The organism is Pseudomonas sp. B10, assembly GCF_900156235.1.
Classification (GTDB): Bacteria; Pseudomonadota; Gammaproteobacteria; order Pseudomonadales; family Pseudomonadaceae; genus Aquipseudomonas; species Aquipseudomonas siliginis.
This window is the reverse complement of the sequence record NZ_LT707063.1, coordinates 3,047,357-3,066,715: the sequence shown is the minus strand read 5'-3', so window position 1 is coordinate 3,066,715 and position 19,359 is coordinate 3,047,357. Positions and strand designations below refer to the sequence as shown.

The 19,359-nt window shown below is 61.2% G+C and carries 14 protein-coding genes; 4 read left to right on the top strand and 10 right to left on the bottom strand.

The features are described from left to right. The first annotated feature begins 180 nt into the window (after positions 1-180). From BXA01_RS13905 to BXA01_RS13895, 3 genes are read left to right on the top strand one after another with little or no spacing between them, the layout of a single operon-like run. Positions 181-2,304, top strand: coding sequence for a putative bifunctional diguanylate cyclase/phosphodiesterase (locus BXA01_RS13905; protein WP_041476777.1), 2,124 nt, complete (start codon positions 181-183; stop codon positions 2,302-2,304). 44 nt (positions 2,305-2,348) lie between these two features. Further along, entirely contained in the window at positions 2,349-2,843 is a 495-nt protein-coding gene (locus BXA01_RS13900; RefSeq protein ID WP_073476602.1) for a YgjP-like metallopeptidase domain-containing protein, read from the top strand. Between the two features lie 18 nt (positions 2,844-2,861). Next, positions 2,862-3,158, top strand: a complete 297-nt coding sequence (locus tag BXA01_RS13895; protein ID WP_016772794.1) for a winged helix-turn-helix domain-containing protein — start codon at positions 2,862-2,864, stop codon at positions 3,156-3,158. A 123-nt stretch (positions 3,159-3,281) separates the two neighbouring features. Here the strand turns inward: BXA01_RS13895 and BXA01_RS13890 are convergent, their stop codons facing one another. Beyond that, entirely contained in the window at positions 3,282-3,734 is a 453-nt protein-coding gene (locus BXA01_RS13890; protein ID WP_076564408.1) for a GNAT family N-acetyltransferase, read from the bottom strand. Positions 3,735-3,989: 255 nt separating this feature from the next. Here BXA01_RS13890 and BXA01_RS13885 point away from each other — a divergent pair, with 255 nt between their 5' ends. Beyond that, on the top strand, positions 3,990-4,727 hold the full coding sequence (locus BXA01_RS13885) for a substrate-binding periplasmic protein (RefSeq protein ID WP_076564407.1): 738 nt from the start codon (positions 3,990-3,992) through the stop codon (positions 4,725-4,727). 78 nt (positions 4,728-4,805) lie between these two features. On the opposite strand, the gene yccS is transcribed toward BXA01_RS13885, so the two are convergent. From yccS to betI, 9 genes are all read right to left on the bottom strand, one after another. Continuing rightward, positions 4,806-6,980, bottom strand: a complete 2,175-nt coding sequence (yccS, locus tag BXA01_RS13880) for a YccS family putative transporter (protein WP_076564406.1) — start codon at positions 6,978-6,980, stop codon at positions 4,806-4,808. A gap of 262 nt (positions 6,981-7,242) precedes the next feature. Further along, complete coding sequence (locus BXA01_RS13875) at positions 7,243-8,421, bottom strand: NAD(P)/FAD-dependent oxidoreductase (RefSeq protein WP_041476773.1); 1,179 nt, start codon at positions 8,419-8,421, stop codon at positions 7,243-7,245. Positions 8,422-8,574: 153 nt separating this feature from the next. Beyond that, the gene (gene dbpA / locus BXA01_RS13870) at positions 8,575-9,960 is read right to left on the bottom strand and encodes an ATP-dependent RNA helicase DbpA (protein ID WP_024014613.1); all 1,386 of its coding nucleotides are present in this window, start codon (positions 9,958-9,960) and stop codon (positions 8,575-8,577) included. A gap of 292 nt (positions 9,961-10,252) precedes the next feature. Next, positions 10,253-11,680 carry a multidrug transporter subunit MdtD gene (mdtD, locus tag BXA01_RS13865; RefSeq protein WP_041476772.1) on the bottom strand — a complete coding sequence of 476 codons (1,428 nt, stop codon included), beginning with the start codon at positions 11,678-11,680 and terminating at the stop codon, positions 10,253-10,255. A 190-nt stretch (positions 11,681-11,870) separates the two neighbouring features. Then, entirely contained in the window at positions 11,871-13,208 is a 1,338-nt protein-coding gene (locus BXA01_RS13860) for a TldD/PmbA family protein (protein WP_076564405.1), read from the bottom strand. After that, positions 13,208-14,650, bottom strand: coding sequence for a TldD/PmbA family protein (locus BXA01_RS13855; RefSeq protein ID WP_076564404.1), 1,443 nt, complete (start codon positions 14,648-14,650; stop codon positions 13,208-13,210). The genes BXA01_RS13860 and BXA01_RS13855 overlap by 1 nt, the downstream gene beginning before the upstream one ends. A 263-nt stretch (positions 14,651-14,913) precedes the next feature. Further along, on the bottom strand, positions 14,914-16,617 hold the full coding sequence (gene betA, locus BXA01_RS13850) for a choline dehydrogenase (protein ID WP_076564403.1): 1,704 nt from the start codon (positions 16,615-16,617) through the stop codon (positions 14,914-14,916). Between the two features lie 144 nt (positions 16,618-16,761). Then, positions 16,762-18,234, bottom strand: a complete 1,473-nt coding sequence (betB, locus tag BXA01_RS13845; RefSeq protein WP_076564402.1) for a betaine-aldehyde dehydrogenase — start codon at positions 18,232-18,234, stop codon at positions 16,762-16,764. 88 nt (positions 18,235-18,322) lie between these two features. Continuing rightward, entirely contained in the window at positions 18,323-18,916 is a 594-nt protein-coding gene (gene betI / locus BXA01_RS13840) for a transcriptional regulator BetI (RefSeq protein ID WP_008085771.1), read from the bottom strand. Positions 18,917-19,359 lie beyond the last annotated feature (443 nt).

The window sequence follows — 19,359 nt, the reverse complement described above, 5'->3', positions numbered from 1 at the left end:
GTCGAAATGCCATCTCGCCCGGTTTTCGGGGGCTCTGGCGGTGACCGTTAGTCGGCTCGACGGAACATTGGCCAAATGATGGCGTGACGACAGCTTCTGCTTTGCGGCATCCGCGTCTAGAGTGAAGGCTCAGTTACGTCTATGGTTTTGCCGGCAACCGGTCCCGATAAGAGAAGCAGCATGGAATGCGCGCAACCCCAGCCAGGTGAAGGCAGCTCGGTCCTTTTGATCGTCGATGATTACCCCGAAAATCTGATCAGCATGCGCGCGTTGCTGCAGCGTCAGGATTGGCACGTGATGACCGCCGCCTCCGGTTTCGAGGCGCTGAACCTTTTGCTCGAACACGACATCGACCTGGTCCTGCTTGATGTGCAGATGCCCGGCATGGACGGTTTCGAGGTCGCACGGTTGATGCGCGGCAGCCAGCGTACGCGCCTGACGCCGATCATTTTCCTCACCGCCAACGAGCAATCTCAGGACGCCGTGATCAAAGGCTATGCCAGCGGCGCGGTGGATTACCTGTTCAAGCCGTTCGATCCGCAAATCCTCAAGCCCAAGGTTCAGGCGCTGCTCGAGCACCAGCGCAATCGCCGTGCCCTGCAACGCCTCAGTCATGATCTGGAAGTGGCGCGCGCCTTCAATGCCTCGGTGCTGGACAACGCCGCCGAAGGCATTCTGGTGTTGAGCGAGGACGGCGTGATCCGTTTCGCCAACCCGGCGATTTCGCGACTGCTCAATGCGCCGGTGAAGGATCTGGAAGGCAAGGAGTTTCTCGATTTCCTGCAGAAGCCACACATTCCCCTGTGGGCCGATTCCGAGTTCTACGCCGGCTACCAGCGCGGTGAAACCCTGCGCCTGCATGATGCGTTGCTGCGTACAGCGCCCGGTCAGCAAGTACCGGTGGCATTGTCCTGCGCGCCGCTGCCCTCGGAGCAGCACGCCATGGTGGTGACGGTGCTGGACATGTCGGTGGTGCGTCACTTGCACCAGCAACTGGAGTTCCAGGCGGTGACCGATCCGCTGACCGGGCTGCTCAACCGGCGCGGGTTCTACCAGACCGTGGAAAACCTGCTGTTGCGCGGCGAACGCAGCGACAGCAGTTGGGTGTTGCTCTACCTTGATCTTGATGGCTTCAAACGGGTCAACGATTCCCTCGGTCACGATGCCGGCGATCGCGTGTTGCGCTGGGTTTCCGAGCAATTGAAAGCGTGCCTGCGGCCGTTCGATATTCTCGCGCGCATGGGCGGCGATGAATTCACCGCGCTGCTGGATCTGGAGTTTCCCGAGCAAGCGGCGAAGATTGCCGAAAAACTCATCGAACGGGTATCGGTGTGTCAGCAGATCGAAGGTCTGGATATCGTCCTTGGCGCCAGTATCGGCATCGCCACCTATCCTGACTGCGGGCGCAATCTCGACGGTTTGCTGCGCGCCTCGGACATCGCTATGTACGAGGCCAAGCGCGCCGGGCGTCAGCAATATCGTTTCTATGACCCTGAAATGAACGGCCGCGCACGCTCGCGTCTGATGCTGGAAGACAGCGTGCGCGAGGCCATCGAGAATCGCGATTTCAATTTGGTCTATCAGCCGCAGGTGGCGATCGGCAGCGGACAGATCCGTGGGTTCGAAGCGTTGCTGCGCTGGCAGCATCCGAGCGTCGGCGATGTGCCTCCGGGGTTGTTTCTGCCGTTGCTGGAAGAGGCGCGCTTGATCAGTCGCCTCGGCAGCTGGATCTATCACCGTGGCGCCGGTCAGCGTAAAGCCTGGGAAACCTTGTTCGCTGAAGATCTGGTGCTCGGCGTGAGCCTGAGCAATACCCAGTTCGGCCTGCCGAATCTGGTCACTGAGTTGCGTCAAGTCATGGAACGCCATGCGCTGCAACCGCGGCAACTGGAAGTCGAAGTCACCGAAGAAGCGTTGATGCAAGACCCGGACGAAACCCGCAAGCAACTGCGGCTGCTGCGTCATCTCGGGGTGCGCGTGGCGCTGGATGATTTTGGTTCGGGGCCGTGCTCGCTGGCGCATCTGCGCGATCTGGAACTGGACACGCTGAAGCTCGACCGCCACTTGATCGCGCGCCTGCCGGACTCGCCACGGGATGCGGCGCTGGTGCGCATGGTCATCGACCTGTGCAAGCAATACGGTCTGCTGGTGATTGCCGAAGGAGTGGAAACCCTCGAGCAATATCAGTGGCTGCAAGCCCATGGCTGCGAATACGTGCAGGGCTTCCTCGTCGCGCGGCCGTTGATCGCCGAAGACGCGGTCAGCTTCGTTGAACCGTTTGACTGGAGCGCGCTGCCCGGTTGAATTCGCTACACTGGCGGACCTTTTTCGAACCGCGTCGCTTGTCCATGACTGTATTGAAGTACCTCCAAGCCTACCCCGCACAATTGCAGGATCAGGTGCGCCAACTGATAGCTGAAGGGCGCCTGGGTGAATACCTGAATCAGCGCTATTCAGGGCGACACGACGTGCAGAGCGACAAGGCCTTGTACAGCTACGCGCTGGATCTCAAACAGCAGTACATGCGCAATGCTCCGGCCATCGACAAAGTGCTGTTCGACAACCGCCTCGACCTGACCCACCGCGCGCTCGGTCTGCACAGCACGGTGTCACGGGTGCAGGGCGGCAAGCTCAAGGCCAACAAGGAAATCCGCATCGCCGCGCTGTTCAAGGACGCCGCGCCGGATTTTCTGAAGATGATCGTGGTGCACGAGCTGGCGCACTTCAAGGAATCGGATCACAACAAGGCGTTCTATAAACTGTGCGAGCACATGCTGCCGGGGTATCACCAGATCGAGTTCGATCTACGTGTGTACCTGACGTGGCGGGATATGCAGGCTTGACCAATCAGGAAGGTGTGGATGGACGTCAGCAAGACCAAGAGCAGTTTCTATCGCCGTTTGTACGTGGCTTATCTGATCGATAGCGGCCTGGCGCCGAGTGTGCCGACGCTGACCGAAGTCACCGGCATGCCGCGACGCACGGCGCAGGACACGATTGCCGCGCTGGCCGATCTGGACATCATCTGCGAGTTCGAACAGGAAGAGGGCGCACGCAATCATGCCGGGCGCTATCGGATTCGCGAGTGGGGAGCGATTGATCGCGGCTGGATCGAGCGCAATTTGCGGCAGATAAAAGCGGTGCTGGAATACCCCTGAATCCAGCCGCGCCTGAACTGACGCAATCGCTGGCAAGCCAGCTCCCACAGGGATCTCCAGCGAACACGGTTTTCGTGAACGAGCGATGAACCTGTGGGAGCTGGCTTGCCAGCGATGAGGCCCTCAAGAACGACGCATGCCGATATGTGGAATGTCATCCTCAAGATATTCCTCACCCACCACGACAAACCCGTACTTGCCGTAATACCCCTGCAGATGCGCCTGCGCCGACAAATAGATCGGCACCTGCGGCCAGTGCTTTTCGGCCTGCTTCAGCGCCTGTTCCATCATCGCGTGGCCCAACCCTTTGCCACGGCCGGCGGGCGCCGTCACCACGCGGCCAATCACCACGTCGCCGCCTTGGGATTCCGGGTCCAGCAGGCGCAGATAAGCCATCAGTTGATCATCCTCCCAGCCCATCAGGTGATGGGTATCGCCCTCCAGATCCTGGCCGTCGAGATCCGGATAGGCACACTTCTGTTCGACCACGAATACGTCAGAGCGCAGCTTCAACAAGGCGTACAACTGCTCTTTGCCCAGATCACGATGATGTTTGCAGATCCACTCGATTGTCATTTTTCGATTCCTTGACCATGTCGCCCGATACTAAGCGCAGCTGCGCCATATGTCTGTATGGCGCAACAGTCTGTGATAAAGGTCAAAATGCCACCATTCCTTTCTCGCGCCCGCCGAGACTTTGTGTAATCTGCTCAAGAGCACTGCGCACTGGTTCCCATGAGCTAATGTTCAATGCTTGGGTTTTGCCGGTAAGGGGCCTTGGGTTTTGACGTGAAACCACGTCGGGCGGTTGCCCGCTGAGGATGTTCAAGCATGCTGCGATTGCTTCAAGCCGTTGCTTTGATCGGACTGCTGGTGCTGGGCCAGGATGCTGCGGCGCAGAAGCTGCGGCTGGCGTTCGATAACTGGCCGCCGTTTACCGACGATGCACTGGTCAACGGTGGACTGGCCACCGACATTGTCAGCACTGCACTGGCTCGCGCCGGTTATGCCAGCGGTTACGAGCAAGTGCCGTGGGCGCGCGCATTGCTGGGGATTGGCGAGGGGCGATACGACGTACTGGTCAACGCCTGGTACAACGACGAGCGCACGCAGATCGGTCAGTTTTCCGGTGAGTACCTGATCAACCGCATCCGCTTCCTCAAGCGCAAAGACGCACCCATCGACTACAGCAACCTCGAGCAACTGCACACTTACCCGATTGCCGTGGTGCGCGGGTACGCCTATTCCGCACCTTTCGATGCCGATACGGCGATGCAGAAAGTCCCTGTGCACAACTTCGCCATGGGCGTGCGCATGCTCGCGGCGGACCGGGTCAAGCTGACGCTTGAGGATGAGTACGTAGCGAAGTATTACCTGGCACGGGAATCGGCCAAGGTGCGCAATTCGGTGGAGTTTTTACCCAAGCCGTTGAGTGAGAACAGCCTGCATATTCTGGTCAGCCTGAAGAACCCGCAGCATGAGCAGATCGTCGCCGGGTTTGACCGGGCGATTGCAGCGATGAAGGCTGACGGGACTTATGAGAAGTTATTGCGGCGGCATGGAATGTAGTGGGGAGCTACAAGTTTCAAGCTGCAAGCTTCAAGTTAGAAGCCGGGTTGCGTTCGGCTTGTAGCTTGCAGCTTGCAGCTAGACTTCTTTGATCAAATGCGCCGCCAACGTCCGAAGCGGCCCCAACTGCCGGCAAATCAGGGCCAGCTGCGTCTGCACCAACCGCTGCCCTTCATCGATTTCATCCGGCATCTGCTCCAGCTCATTGGCCAGCGCTTCTTCTTCATCACTCTGAATCGCAATCGGCTGCTTGCTCGCGAGGCCTTGGGCGATTTCGTCGATGCTGGTCGCCAATTTCACCCCGGCGCCTTCGATCAGATGCTCGCGCACATCCGCTGGCAACTGTGTTTCACGGTGCGCGCCGAGCCCTGACAAATAGCTGAGCAGGGTGTGCGACAGCACCAGGAAGCGGAAGCCGACATCCGCCTCCTTACGGAAGTGTCCCGGCTCCATGAGCATGTTCGCCAGTGTCGTCGACAGCGCCGCGTCAGCGTTATGGGCGTTGCGTCGGGCCAGGCGATAGGCGAGGTCATCGCTCTTGCCAGCGGCGTATTGCTGCATGATCTGGCGCAGGTAGATGCTGTTGCAGGTCAGGGTGTTGGCCAGCACTTTGTTCAGGCGCCGGCCCTGCCAGTCCGGCAGGAACAGGAACACCGCCAGACCCGCGATCAGGCTGCCGAGCAAGGTATCGAACAGCCGTGGCAGGAACAGCCCGTAGCCATCGCCGACCTGATTGAAGCAGAACAGCACCATGATGGTGATCGCCGCCGTTGCCAGGGTGTAGCGGGTGGTGCGGTTGGTAAAGAACACCACACCGGCAGCGATGGCGAAGCACGATTGCACCACCGGGTTGGGGAACAGATCGAACAGCGCCCACGCCACCGTCAGACCAATGGCCGTGCCGATGATCCGCTGGCCGAGTTTGCGCCGGGTGGCGCCGTAGTTCGGCTGGCAGACGAACAGCGTGGTGAGGATGATCCAGTAGCCTTGCGACGGGTGAATCAGGTGCACCATGCCGTAGCCAATGCTCAGTGCCAGCGGTAGGCGCAGGGCATGACGGAACAGCAGCGAGGTCGGCGTCAGTTGCGTACGCAGGCGAATCCATACGTCCTTGAGATTGCGCGGTGAGCGGTCGAGCAGGCTGCTGTCGGTGGCGTCCGCCAGGGCATCGGGGTTGCTGGCATCGCTGAGCAGGCGGTCGAGGGTGCCGAGGTTGGCCGCCAGTGCGCGCAGCGAGCGCAGCAGGCCGCGCCATGCCGGGTTGCTCTGGATGCGCAAGTGTTCGAGGGAGGCATGCAGGTCGTTCAGGGCTTCGGCGAAACTGGCGTCATAGATGAACGGCTGGCGCATCTGGATGGATTCGGCCAAGGCCCGGCAGGCCTTGCCCTGCTGGCGCAGCAGGCGCTGGCAGCGGAACAGCACGTCGCTGTGGAAGAACGCCTCGGCCAGCGCGTTATACGGGTAGTGCGAAGAGCTGGCGCGTTCGTGAATATCCTGCGCGAGGAAATACAGCTTCAGATAACGGCTGACTTTCGAGCCCGGTCGACCGTTGCCGACCCGGTGCAGGATGATTTCCTTGGCCGTGTTCAGGGCGGCGACCACCCGGCCATTCTGTTGCGCCAGTTCGAGGCGGCGGGCTTCGACGTCCATCTGCCGGATCGGCTCGAACAGCGAGGATTTCAGCTTCAGATACAGGCCCAGTTCGCGGAACAGCCGCGCCAGACTTTGCTGCACCGGTTGATTGGAAAACAGCGCCTGCCACAGCACCGAGAGCAAGCCATACCACGCCGCGCCGGCGACCAGCAGCATCGGTTCGTGCCAGAAATCAGTGACCGCGCCGCCGCGCTGATCAACGCCGATCATCGTGTACACCGACAGAATCAGCGTCGCCGAAGCGATCGCGCCGTAACGCTCGCCCAGCGCACCGAGCATGGTCAGGCCGAAACTGGCCAGTGCCAGGGCCACGGCGAAAATGATCGGGTAGGGAAACAGCAATTCCACCGACAGCGCGGCGATGCTGAAACACACCAGTGTCACCGCGAGGGCGTTGAGACGACCCTGCCAACTGTCGTCGGTCTCGGCCAGGGCGCTGGCGATGATGCCGAGGAACAACGGGATCAGCAGGCCCATTTCATCCTGATACCAGCACAGCGCCATGCTGCCGGTCAGGGCGATGAATACCCGCACGCTGTAGCTGAATTTATCCAGCGCCCACAGGCGCCGCAAAGACTGACGAAACGAGGTCGAGGACATGAAGTGCGAAGGCCTTCCGAGGCGATGCCGCTAAATTGAGCCAGTAATGACGCCGACGCAATGGCGCCGAGCACATCTGACAGCAAAAAGTGTTCCTGACTGCTTTTTTGCCGAACTCAATTTGGGAATTGGCACAAAACCTGTGGGAGCTGGCTTGCCAGCGATGGCGTCCTGGCATACAACATCGGTGTTGAATTTGCCGGCCTCATCGCTGGCAAGCCAGCTCCCACAGGGACTGCATTTCACATTTGAAAGACGTGGATCAAACGAACTGCGCCGCAGCGTAACCAGAGGCCCAGGCCCACTGGAAATTGAAGCCGCCCAGATGCCCGGTGACGTCGAGCACTTCCCCAATAAAGTACAGGCCCGGGCTTTTCAGCGATTCCATGGTCTTCGACGACACCTCGCGAGTGTCGACGCCACCCAGAGTCACCTCAGCCGTGCGATAGCCTTCAGTCCCCGCCGGCACAACCTTCCAGCTGCCGAGCTTTTCGGCAATCTCCGCCAGTTCAGCATGGGTGTACTGCTTCATCGGTTTGGAGACAAACCAGTTGTCCGCCAGCAGATTGGCCATCTTCTTGGTGAAGATCTCGCCAAGCAAAGTCTTCAGCTCGCTGTTCGGACGCTCGGCGACTTGCTGTTGCAGCCAGCTCGCGGCGTCGTGATCCGGCAGCAGGTTGATCTCCACCGTGTCGCCGGGTTCCCAGAACGAACTGATCTGCAAGATCGCCGGGCCACTGAGGCCACGATGAGTGAACAGGATGTTCTCGCGAAAGCTTTGCTCGTTGCAGCTGACCAGACAATCCACCGAGGTGCCGGACAGCTCTGTGCACAACTCCTTGAGCTGGTCGGTAATGGTGAATGGCACCAGCCCGGCGCGGGTCGGCAGCAGTTCATGGCCGAACTGTTTGGCGACCTGGTAACCGAAACCGGTAGCGCCCAGGGTCGGAATCGACAAGCCGCCGGTGGCGATCACCAACGATTGGCACTGGACCTGACCGAGGGTGGTGTCGAGCAGGTAGCCGCTGTCGGTTTTTTCGATGGTCTGGATTGAGGTGTCCAGGTGCAGCTCGACGCCGGCCTGATCGCATTCATCAAGGAGCATGCCGAGGATGTCGCTGGATTTGTTATCGCAAAACAGCTGGCCGAGTTTCTTCTCGTGGTACGGCACGCCATGTTTGCCGACCAGGCCGATGAAATCCCACTGGGTGTAACGCGCCAGCGCCGATTTGCAGAAATGCGGATTCTGCGAGAGGAAGTTGCTCGGTTCGGTGTACATGTTGGTGAAATTGCAGCGACCGCCGCCGGACATGAGGATTTTCTTGCCGGCCTTGTTCGCGTGGTCGAGCAGCAACACCTGACGCCCGCGCCCGGCGGCGGTCAGGGCACACATCAAGCCGGCGGCGCCAGCGCCAATGATCACGACTTCGGTAGAGCGCAAAACGGTGTCCTCTTGGTGGGTCGCTACAAAACAAACTGTGGGAGCGAGCCTGCTCGCGAAAGCGCTGTGTCATTCAACAATGATGTCGACTGACAGATTGCATTCGCGAGCAGGCTCGCTCCCACAGGGGATCTCCTCTGGATGGAAGATCGCTTACAGAATGCGTACGCGCAACGAGCGGCCCTTGATCTTGCCGTCGTTCAGGCGCTGCAAGGCCTGCATGGCCACGGTGCGTTCAACGGCGACGTAGGCCTGGAAATCGAAGATCGCGATCTTGCCGACCTGCGCACCGGGAATGCCCGCTTCGCCGGTCAGTGCGCCAAGAATGTCGCCCGGGCGCACTTTGTCTTTACGGCCAGCGCCGATGCACAGGGTGGTCATCGGCGGTTGCAGCGGCGCCAGGCCCTGGGACTTGAGGTTGTCGATCTGATCCCAGTTCAGCGGCGCTTTCTGCAGTTGTTCGATGGCTTGCGCACGATGCGCTTCGGACGGCGCGACCAGGCTGATGGCGATGCCTTTCTCGCCCGCGCGACCGGTACGGCCGACGCGGTGGATGTGGATTTCCGAATCGCGCGCCAGCTCGACGTTGATCACCATGTCCAGCGCATCGATGTCCAGACCACGGGCTGCAACATCGGTGGCGACCAGCACCGAGGTACTGCGGTTGGCGAACATTGCCAGCACCTGATCGCGATCACGCTGTTCCAGATCGCCGTGCAGTCCGACGGCGGAAATGCCTTTGGCGGTCAGGTGGTCGACGGTTTCCTGCACTTGCTGCTTGGTGAAACAGAACGCCACGCAGGACGCCGGACGGAAGTGATGCAGGACCTTGGTCACCGCGCTCATGCGTTCTTCCGGCGAGATCTCGTAGAAGCGCTGCTCGATCTGCGTGTCGTCGTGGAAGGCTTCAGCCTTGACGGTCTGCGGATCGCGCATGAATTTCGAGGCCAGTTGCTTGATGCCCACCGGGTACGTGGCCGAGAACAGCAGAGTCTGCCGGCGCTCCGGGGTCTTGATGATGATGTCTTCGATCGCGTCGTAGAAGCCCATGTCGAGCATGCGGTCGGCTTCGTCGAGGATCAGCGTGTTCAGGCCATCGAGCACCAGCGAACCCTTGCGCAGGTGCTGCTGAATGCGCCCCGGGGTGCCGACGATGATGTGCGCGCCGTGCTCCAGCGAAGCGATCTGCGGGCCGAACGACACGCCACCGCACAGGGTCAGGACCTTGATGTTGTCTTCGGCGCGGGCCAGACGACGGACTTCCTTGGCCACCTGGTCGGCCAGCTCACGGGTCGGGCAGATCACCAGCGCCTGGCACCCGAAGTAGCGCGGGTTGATCGGGTTGAGCAAGCCGATGCCGAACGCGGCGGTCTTGCCGCTGCCGGTCTTGGCTTGGGCGATCAGGTCCATCCCCTTGAGGATCACCGGCAAGCTCTGCGCCTGGATCGGCGTCATCTGGGCATAACCGAGTGATTCGAGGTTAGCCAGCATGGCGGCGGACAGCGGCAGAGTATTAAAAGCGGTGGCGATGGTGGTCACGGGACTGGCCTGCAAAACAAAATGTCGCGCAGTGTAGCAGCCCCTTGCCAGTTTGCTCGACAGTTCTGGACGAACAGCGATTGAACCCGAGGCAGGGATTACCTGTGGCGAGGGGATTTATCTGTGGCGAGGGGATTTATCCCCGATAGGGTGCGCAGCACCCCCAATACCTGCCACCTCGATTCATCCGGCTGACCGCATCCAACCTTTTTGGGGCTGCTGCGCAACCCAGCGGGGATAAATCCCCTCGCCACGGAAGTCCTTCAGCAGCCACAGAAGTTTTTCAGCAGAATCAGTGTTCGATGTGCTCCTGCGGCCGTTTCGCCCGGCGGCCGTCTTCCTTGGACAGCTGCGAGAAGATTGTCGCCGCCAGCATCGCCATCACACCGACCGTGACGAAGGTCAGCTGGAACGCGCCGAGTACGGTTTCCACGCCATCGTTGCCGACCTTCGCAGTGAAGCCACCCAGCAGCGCACCGGCGCAAGCCACGCCGAGGCTCAGCGACAACTGCGCGACCACCGACAGCAAACTGTTGCCGCTACTGGCGCTGGCATCGTCGAGGTCGATCAGCGTCACCGTATTCATCGCGGTGAATTGCAGCGAGTTGATCGCACCGAGCACCGCCAGCAGGCACAGCAGCAGCCAGTACGGCGTCTGCTCGCTGACCAGGCCCATGCTCGCCAGCATGATCCCCAACGCCAGCGTGTTGCCGGTGAGGACGATGCGATAGCCGAGGCGTTCGATCAGCGGCCGCGCGACCCACTTGGCGACCATCGCCGCAGCGGCCAGCGGCAACATGCTCATCCCGGCTTGCGACGGCGAATAGCCCAACGCGACTTGCAGCAGCAGTGGCACCAGAAATGGCAGAGCACCGCTGCCCAGTCGCGCAAACAGGTTACCGAGAATGCCGACGGCGAAGGTGCGGGTCTTGAACAGTGACGGCGCAAACAGCGGATTCTCGATATGCCCGGCGCGCAGCCAGTACGCCGCCAGACAGGCCATGCCGGCGAACAGCAGCAACATTACCCGCAAGTGCGGCAGGTGCAGTTCACCAAGACCTTCCATGGCAATGGTGATGAGGATCATCGCCGCGCCGAACAGCAGAAAACCGAGGCTGTCGAAGCGCGTGCGCTCCGTACCGCGCAGGTCTGGAATGAACTTCCACACCGCATAACAGCCGATCACCCCGACCGGCAGATTGATCAGGAAGATCCAGTGCCACGTCACGTATTCCACCATCCAGCCGCCCATGGTCGGGCCGATCAGCGGGCCGAGCAGGCCGGGAATGGTGATGAAACCCATGATCCGCACCAGTTCCGAGCGCGGGTAGGCACGCAGCACCACCAGCCGCCCGACCGGCAACATCAGCGCACCACCAAGGCCCTGAATAACCCGTGCACCGATGAGCATGCTCAGGCTGCTGGATAACGCGCACAGCAACGAGCCCAAGCTGAACAGCAGAATCGCGCCGAAGAAGATTTTCTTGGTGCCAAAGCGGTCGGCGATCCAGCCGGAGGCCGGGATCAGCAGGGCCACGGTGAGCATGTAGGCGATGATCACACCCTGCATGCGCAACGGGTCTTCGGCCAGATCGCTGGCCATGGCCGGCAGCGCGGTGTTGAGGATGGTCCCGTCGAGGGACTGCATGAAGAACGCAATGGCGACGACCCACGGCAACCAGCGGGCGGTGATGGCGTCGAGAGGCGGGCGGTTGGGCATGGAACCTCTAGTGGGTGGTTAATCCAGATTTTTGTTCAAACATGAAACCCTGTGGCGAGGGGATTTATCCCCGCTGGGTCGCGCAGCGGCCCCAAAAAAGCGGGACTGCTGCGCAGTCCATCGGGGATAAATCCCCTCGCCACAGTTTCTATTCCAACAGTTGATCCCCTGTGTGCCGGGGAGCTTTGTTTTACAGCGTTAGGGTCAACCGGCTGACCAGCGCCCCCGGCAACAGCGATGACGAGGTATTGCGCTGGCTGTACGTACTCGCCGAGAGCAGCAGCTCACGCTCGGTGGTCAACGCTTCCAACTGCGAACCGAGCAGGTTATAGGCGCTGTCGTCGAAGCGCATGGTGCTGACCGGCGCCTGGATTTCGCCGTTCTCGACCCAGAAGGTCGCGAAGCGGGTCATGCCGGTCATGCGCGCCGCCGGTTGATCCGAGTAGTTCAGGTACCACAGGTTGCTGATGTACAGCCCGGTGCCCAACTGCTTGAGGATCTGTTCTTGCGACAGATCACCGGCGGCCATGTTCAACGCACTGGGCATCTCGCCGCCGCCCGCGCCGTTCGCCGCCAGACCATATTCGGCGGCGCTGCGCGAGCCGACCAGTTGATCACCGGCCCGGCCTTCGATGATCAGACGCAGATCGCTGCGCGGATATCCCTCGGCGGAAAACGCCGGGCTCAGGGATTCGCTGACTTTCTCATCCAGCGACACCAGCGGACTGAACGCCTGATCGCCGACGTAGAGCTTCTGCAACGGGCTGCTCTTGCTGGCGATCGATTGCGCCGAGAACCCGCCCCAACTGAGCATGCCCATGATTTCTTCCAGTGCCGCCGGCGCCAGATAGGCGCGGTACTGTCCCGGTGCCAAAGTGCGTAACGGTCGGCCGAGAAACTCCAGCTGTTCGCGGGCCTGGGCGAAACGCCGGGCAAACCCTTCGTCGCTCCAGTCGTGCCCGGCGTAGCAGGCCTTCACCGCTTCGCCGTTTTCGTGGAACAGGCTGAAGTCGAAATTGAAGCTGTTGGCTTCATGCCAGCCGAACGCGCCGGCGGAGCTGGCGAACCCGCGACTGATCGGGCCGGCAGCATAGAAGCCGACCAGATCCAGACCTTCAGCGGCAGCGCAGATTTGCCCGACGACATCTTCGGTGTCCGGCAGCGGATGCGCTTGTACGTGCGTGCTCTGCCAGCTGTTGTGATTGAGCAGCAGGTACGGATCCTGCGGCAGCAGCGGCAGGGTTTCGCGCAGTTGTTGCAGGCCCTCGGCGAGCCGTTGCAGATCGGCTTCCTGATCCCCGGACAAGGTGATCTGCAGGTCGGCGTGGCGACCGTCGTCGATCAGTTTCAGGCCGACGTTGGCCTGCTGTACTTGCCCGGCCTGGCGCACCTTGGCGTGATTGAAGCGCACGAACGCCGAGGCTTCTGCGGCGTAGCTGAGCGTGAACTGTTCCGGCTCGCGCACGCTGTCGCGCAGCCAGTTGACCATGACCTTGAAGGCGTCGGACTGACGCTTCGAAATGCTCATCAGGCGTCTCCCCCAAACACATCAATGTTGCTGAATACGCAGGCCGGCGAAGCGTGGCCGACGCGAATCACCTGGTTCGGTTCGCCCTTGCCGCAGTTCGGCGTGCCCAGCACCTTGACGGTGTTGGCATCGCCGACGGCGCGCAGGCTCTTCCAGAAGTGCGCGGAAATGGCCCGGTAGTTGGGATTTTTCACCACGCCTTTAAGTTCACCATGCTCGATCAACTGGCCCCATTCGCAGCCGAACTGGAATTTGTTGCGCGCATCGTCGATCGACCACGAGCGGTTGGTGCTCATCAGAATGCCGTGCTCGATACCACCGATCATCTGCTCAAGCGTCTGATCGCCCGGCTCGATGTTGAGGTTGGCCATGCGGTCGATCGGTGGCCGGTTCCAGCCGCAGGCGCGGCTGTTGGCAACGCCTTCGAGGCCGGCACGATACTGCGACAGTGCCCCACCCAATGGGCGCAGCAACAGGCCGTCGCGGATCAGGAATTGTTTGCTCGCCGCAGTGCCGTCGTCGTCATGGCCGTAGCTGGCGAGTTCTTCCGGGATGCCCGGGTCGAAGGTTACGTTGAGCAGGTTGGAGCCGTATTGCAGGCTGCCGAAATCGCTGGTCTTGACGAAACTGGTGCCGGCGTAATTGCGCTCATCGCCGAGGATGCGGTCGAGCTCCAGCGGGTGACCGATGGATTCATGGATCTGCAGCATCATCTGATCAGGCATCAGCAGCAGGTCGCGCCGGCCTTGCGGGGTGTTCGGCGCGAGCAGCAGTTGCAGGGCCTGGTCGGCGACTTGCGGACCGGCACCGACCAGGCCGCAACGGCTGATGACATCGGCGCCACCCTGCTGGCCGAAGTTCTCCCGGCCGAGGCTGCGGGTCTGGCTGTCGTTGCCGTCGTAGGCGGTGACGTCGAGGCTTGGATAAACGAAGCGCTGGGCCTGGCGCAATTCGGCGCCGGCGCTGCTCAGGTAGATCTGCTCGACGTTAGTGATGCCGATGCTCACCTGCCAATTGACCAGGCGTTCATCCTTGGGCACCGAGGCGGACTCCGCACCGAGCAGATCGAAGCATTCGCTCAGGGACGGGAAGGGCTGTTCGAGGTTGGGTGAAAAATAATCAGCGCGGTCACTGGAAAGCGGCTGCTCGCGCAGATCGAGCAAGGCGTGCGGCTTGAGCCGGCGGGCCTGTTGCTCGGCGCGATCGAGGGCGGCTTGCAGGCCTTGTTGCGAGAGGTCATTGGTCGCCGCGTAGGCTTCGACGCCATTGACGCGCACGGTGAGCATCGCCCCTTCATCGCGGCTCAGGCTAGGCGGTTCGGCGACGTTCTTGCGCACCGACAGAAACTGTCCGGACTCGCGCACATACCGCAGGGAAAAAAATTCAGCGCCCGTGCGCAAGGCAGCAAAGCGCTGCTTGAGCTGGGGGTGGAAATCGAACATTCGGGAACCTCCTTGTAATGGAGTAGCGGCATGGCGACAGCGGGGAGGGGGGAAACGGTTGCGCGAGGTCTAGAGTAGGCCTGCGTGGGGGTAGGATCAAGTGAAGAGGGGTGTAGGCGGTTTTACTATGCCCGACAGCAGATCATTCCCACGCTCTGCGTGGGAATGCCGCCATGGACGCTCTGCGTCCGCTTTGGGACGCGGAGCGTCCCGGGATGCATTCCCACGCGGAGCGTGGGAACGATCAGGGGAGTTATTACGACTTACTGCGTAACCGGGGTGATATCCCGCATTGGCTTGCCTTTGACCGGTGCGCCGTTCGCGACGTAATAAGCAGCGGTGCTGCGCGGCAGCGGCTTGCGGCCGCGGATCTTGTCGGCGATTTTCTCGGCCATCATGATCGTCGGCGCGTTGAGGTTGCCGGTGGTGATGATCGGCATGATCGAGGCATCGACCACGCGCAGGCTCTGCATGCCGTGCACACGACCTTCGCCATCGACCACGGCCATCTCGTCGGTGCCCATCTTGCACGAGCAGGACGGGTGGAACGCGGTTTCGGCGTGCTCGCGGATGAACTTGTCGAGCTGCTCATCGGTTTGCACGTCGATGCCCGGGCTGATTTCGCGACCACGGAACGCGTCGAGGGCCGGCTGCTGCATGATTTCGCGGGTCAGGCGGATGCCGTCGCGAAATTCCTGCCAGTCCTGCTCGGTGGCCATGTAGTTGAAGAGGATGCTCGGGTGCTGGCGCGGGTCCTTGGATTTGACCTGGATGCGACCACGGCTCGGCGAACGCATGGAACCCATGTGCGCTTGGAAACCGTGCTCTTTCACACCGTTGCTGCCGTTGTAGTTAATCGCCACCGGCAGGAAGTGGTACTGGATGTTCGGCCACTCGAATTCCGGACGCGAACGGATAAAACCGCCGGCCTCGAACTGGTTGCTGGCGCCGATGCCGGTGCCGTTGAACAGCCACTCGGCACCGATCGCTGGCTGGTTGTACCAGAGCAGTGACGGGTACAGCGAAACCGGTTGGGTGCAGGCGTATTGCAGGTACAGCTCGAGGTGATCCTGCAGGTTTTCACCGACGCCCGGCAGATCGTGGACCACCGGGATGTCGAGGCTTTCCAGCAGTTTCGCCGGGCCGACACCGGAGCGCTGCAGAATCTGCGGCGAGGCGATGGCGCCGGAGCACAGCAGGACTTCCTTGCGCGCCTTGGCTTCAACACGTTCTTCAGCGTCGCCGATCAGGTAGCGCACGCCGACCGCACGCTTGCCTTCAAAGAGAATCTTGTCGGTCAGGGCGTGGGTGACGATGGTCAGGGTCGAGCGTTTTTTGGCGATGTCGAGGTAGCCACGCGCGGTGGAAGCACGGCGGCCGTTCGGCGTCACGGTGCGGTCCATCGGGCCGAAGCCTTCCTGCTGGTAACCGTTGAGGTCTTCGGTACGCGGGTAACCGGCCTGCACGCCGGCTTCAACCATGGCGTGGAACAGCGGGTTGTTGCCGGCTTTCGGTGTGGTCACGCTGACCGGGCCGTCGCCACCGTGGTAATCGTTCGGGCCGATGTCACGGGTTTCGGCTTTGCGGAAATACGGCAGGCAATCGAGGTACGACCAGTCTTCCAGGCCCGGCAGTTTCGCCCAGCCGTCGTAGTCCATCGCGTTGCCACGGATGTAGCACATGCCGTTGATCAGCGAAGAGCCGCCAAGGCCTTTGCCGCGACCGCATTCCATCCGGCGACCGTCCATGTGCGGCTCTGGATCGGTTTCGTAGGCCCAGTTGTAGCGACGACCCTGCAGCGGGAACGCCAGCGCAGCGGGCATCTGGGTACGGAAGTCGAGGCGGTAGTCCGGCCCCCCGGCTTCGAGCAGCAGAACGGTGACGCCTTCGTCTTCAGTCAGACGGGTGGCAAGTGTGTTACCTGCAGAGCCGGCGCCTATGATGATGTAGTCGTATTCTTTAGTCATAAATTCTCCTGCGGGAGCTACAAGCCACTAGCTTCTAGCTGCAAGGAAAAGCAGCGAGCGGTGGCTTCGAAATCGGGGAGGGCGGCAAGCCCAAACTGCTTTTACTTGCAGCTTGAAACTTGCCGCTTGCAGCTGATCAGCTAATCAAAATACCGAAACGTACTCACCCAGCTCGACTTGCACGGACTTGATGCGCGTGAAGTTATTGAGCGAGCTGATCCCGTTCTCACGGCCCACACCCGACTGCTTGTAGCCGCCGACCGGCATTTTTGCGTCGGACTCGCCCCAGGCGTTGATCCAGCAGATACCGGCTTCCAGTTGATGAATCACGCGGTGCGCGCGGTTCAGGTCTTTGGTGACGATACCGGCGGCCAGGCCGAAGTCGGTGTCGTTGGCGCGGCGGATCACTTCTTCTTCGGTTTCGTAGGAGAGGATCGCCATCACCGGGCCGAAGATTTCTTCGCGCACGATGGTCATGTCGTCGGTGCAGTCGGTGAACACGGTTGGCGCCACGAACGCGCCTTTGGCGAACTCGCCGTCGGTCAGTCGACCGCCGCCGCACAGCACGCGTGCGCCTTCTTCTTTACCCTTGGCGATGTAAGCCAACACGCTTTCCATGTGCGGGAAGCTGACCAGCGGGCCGAAGTTGGTGTTTTCGTCTTCCGGGTTGCCGACGCGGATGCGCGCAACGCGCTCAACGATCTTGGCCTCGAACGCGGCTTTCAGGTGCGCCGGTACGAACACGCGAGTGCCGTTGGTGCAGACCTGACCGGAGCTGTAGAAGTTGGCCATCATCGCCGTGTCGGCGGCGCGATCGAGATCGGCGTCGTCGCAGATGATCAGCGGCGACTTGCCGCCCAGTTCCATGGTCACGTCCTTGAGCGACGAAGCCGAAGCGCTGGCCATCACCTTCTTGCCGGTGTCGGTGCCGCCGGTGAAGGAGATTTTCTCGATGCGCGGGTGCTCGGTCAGCCAGGTGCCGACTTCGCGGCCGCTGCCGGTCAGGACGTTGAACACGCCGTTCGGTACGCCGGCTTCGGTGTAGATCTCAGCCAGTTTCAGGGTGGTCAGCGAGGTGACTTCGCTTGGCTTGAAGATCATCGCGTTACCGGCCGCCAGGGCTGGAGCGGACTTCCACAGGGCGATCTGGATCGGGTAGTTCCACGCGCCGATACCGGCGACCACGCCCAGCGGTTCGCGACGGGTGTAAACGAAAGAGGTGTCACGCAGCGGGATCTGCTCGCCTTCGATGGCGGGCACTAGGCCTGCGTAGTATTCCAGCACGTCAGCGCCGGTGACGATGTCGACGTACTTGGTTTCGGAGAAGGATTTGCCGGTGTCCAGGGTTTCCAGCGCGGCCAGCTCATCGTTGCGCTCGCGCAGGATGTCGACGGCGCGACGCAGGATGCGCGAACGCTCCATGGCGGTCATCGCGGCCCAGATTTTCTGGCCCTTTTCGGCGCTGACCACGGCGCGCTCGACGTCGTCTTTGGTCGCACGTTGCACCAGTGCGAGGACTTCACCGTTCGCCGGGTTGATGGCTTCGAAGGTGGCGTCGCTGCCGGCGTCGGTGTACGCGCCATCGATGTAGAGTTTTTGCAGTTCGAAACGGGCCATAGTGTCCTCGCAAGTGCATTGGTGGTTGGCGTTGACCACCGCGATCACGCTGCGGTGGAGTTCAGGGGCCGAGCATTTTCTGTGTGCTCTAGCTCACCTTCTTGGCCAATTGGAAATCCATGTATTCGTAAGCGATCTGTTGCGCCTGAGCGGTGTCGAAAGCGTCTCCCGACAGCGCGCCGCGCAACCACAAACCGTCAATCAACGCTGCCAGACCCCGGGCGGCGCTGCGCGCATCTTCGAGCGGCAGCACACGGCGGAACTGGCAGCACAGGTTGGAATACAGACGGTGATCGTTGATCCGCTGCAACCTGTGCAAAGACGGCTGGTGCATGCTGGTGGCCCAGAAGGCCAGCCAGGTTTTCATTGCCGGGCCATTGACCTGGCTGGCGTCGAAGTTGCCTTCGATGATCACCTGCAGATGCGCCCGTGGGCTGTCATCTGCCAGCGCCTGACGACGCGCGGTGACGCTCTCGCTGAGGGCGGTCATCAGGTACCGCATCGTGGCGGCGATCAGGCCGTTCTTGTCCTGAAAGTAATGACTGATGATGCCATTCGAGACGCCGGCCAAACGGGCGATCAGCGCAATGCTGGCGTCCCCCATTCCGACCTGATCGACCGCTTGCAAAGTGGCTTCGATCAATTGTTGGCGGCGGATGGGTTGCATACCGACCTTGGGCATCTTGCACATCTCCTTAGGCCTTCCGAGGGGCGAATGACGCCGATCGGATTGAGGGCCAGTCTATTTTGTTTTGATTGAACGTTCAATCAACAAAGAATAAGATCTGCGACAATTCGTCGCTGCCTACAGAAAATTCCTACGTGTAATGACGATAAAAACCGACACCTGAAACGGCTCGAAACCTGCGTGGGGCATGGCGCGGTTCGCGATTCGATGGACGTGTTGAAAGGGCAAGACGCTCGGGGCCAGGTTTCGGATGAACGTCCGTCGCCTCTGGCCACGAAAGCGAATACGCAACGCCATTTCGGCAGGTTCGGGCTTTTTTCGGAGTGTCTTTATATCACCCGCCGGTCGGCTGCCAACTAACCGATTGGTCGGGTTCCGTGATGCCTTGTGTTCTTCTCTCGCACTGCCTGGAGCATTTGTGCCATGAGTTCTGCCTC

What these genes read in the sequence shown, in the direction of transcription:
- betB (WP_076564402.1), bottom strand. Translation starts at nt 18,234, where the DNA reads ATGGCCCGTTTCGAACTGCAAAAACTCTACATCGATGGCGCGTACACC.
- betA (WP_076564403.1), bottom strand. Translation starts at nt 16,617, where the DNA reads ATGACTAAAGAATACGACTACATCATCATAGGCGCCGGCTCTGCAGGT.
- BXA01_RS13885 (WP_076564407.1), top strand. Translation starts at nt 3,990, where the DNA reads ATGCTGCGATTGCTTCAAGCCGTTGCTTTGATCGGACTGCTGGTGCTG.
- mdtD (WP_041476772.1), bottom strand. Translation starts at nt 11,680, where the DNA reads ATGCCCAACCGCCCGCCTCTCGACGCCATCACCGCCCGCTGGTTGCCG.
- BXA01_RS13860 (WP_076564405.1), bottom strand. Translation starts at nt 13,208, where the DNA reads ATGAGCATTTCGAAGCGTCAGTCCGACGCCTTCAAGGTCATGGTCAAC.
- BXA01_RS13855 (WP_076564404.1), bottom strand. Translation starts at nt 14,650, where the DNA reads ATGTTCGATTTCCACCCCCAGCTCAAGCAGCGCTTTGCTGCCTTGCGC.
- BXA01_RS13895 (WP_016772794.1), top strand. Translation starts at nt 2,862, where the DNA reads ATGGACGTCAGCAAGACCAAGAGCAGTTTCTATCGCCGTTTGTACGTG.
- yccS (WP_076564406.1), bottom strand. Translation starts at nt 6,980, where the DNA reads ATGTCCTCGACCTCGTTTCGTCAGTCTTTGCGGCGCCTGTGGGCGCTG.
- betI (WP_008085771.1), bottom strand. Translation starts at nt 18,916, where the DNA reads ATGCCCAAGGTCGGTATGCAACCCATCCGCCGCCAACAATTGATCGAA.
- BXA01_RS13890 (WP_076564408.1), bottom strand. Translation starts at nt 3,734, where the DNA reads ATGACAATCGAGTGGATCTGCAAACATCATCGTGATCTGGGCAAAGAG.
- BXA01_RS13905 (WP_041476777.1), top strand. Translation starts at nt 181, where the DNA reads ATGGAATGCGCGCAACCCCAGCCAGGTGAAGGCAGCTCGGTCCTTTTG.
- BXA01_RS13900 (WP_073476602.1), top strand. Translation starts at nt 2,349, where the DNA reads ATGACTGTATTGAAGTACCTCCAAGCCTACCCCGCACAATTGCAGGAT.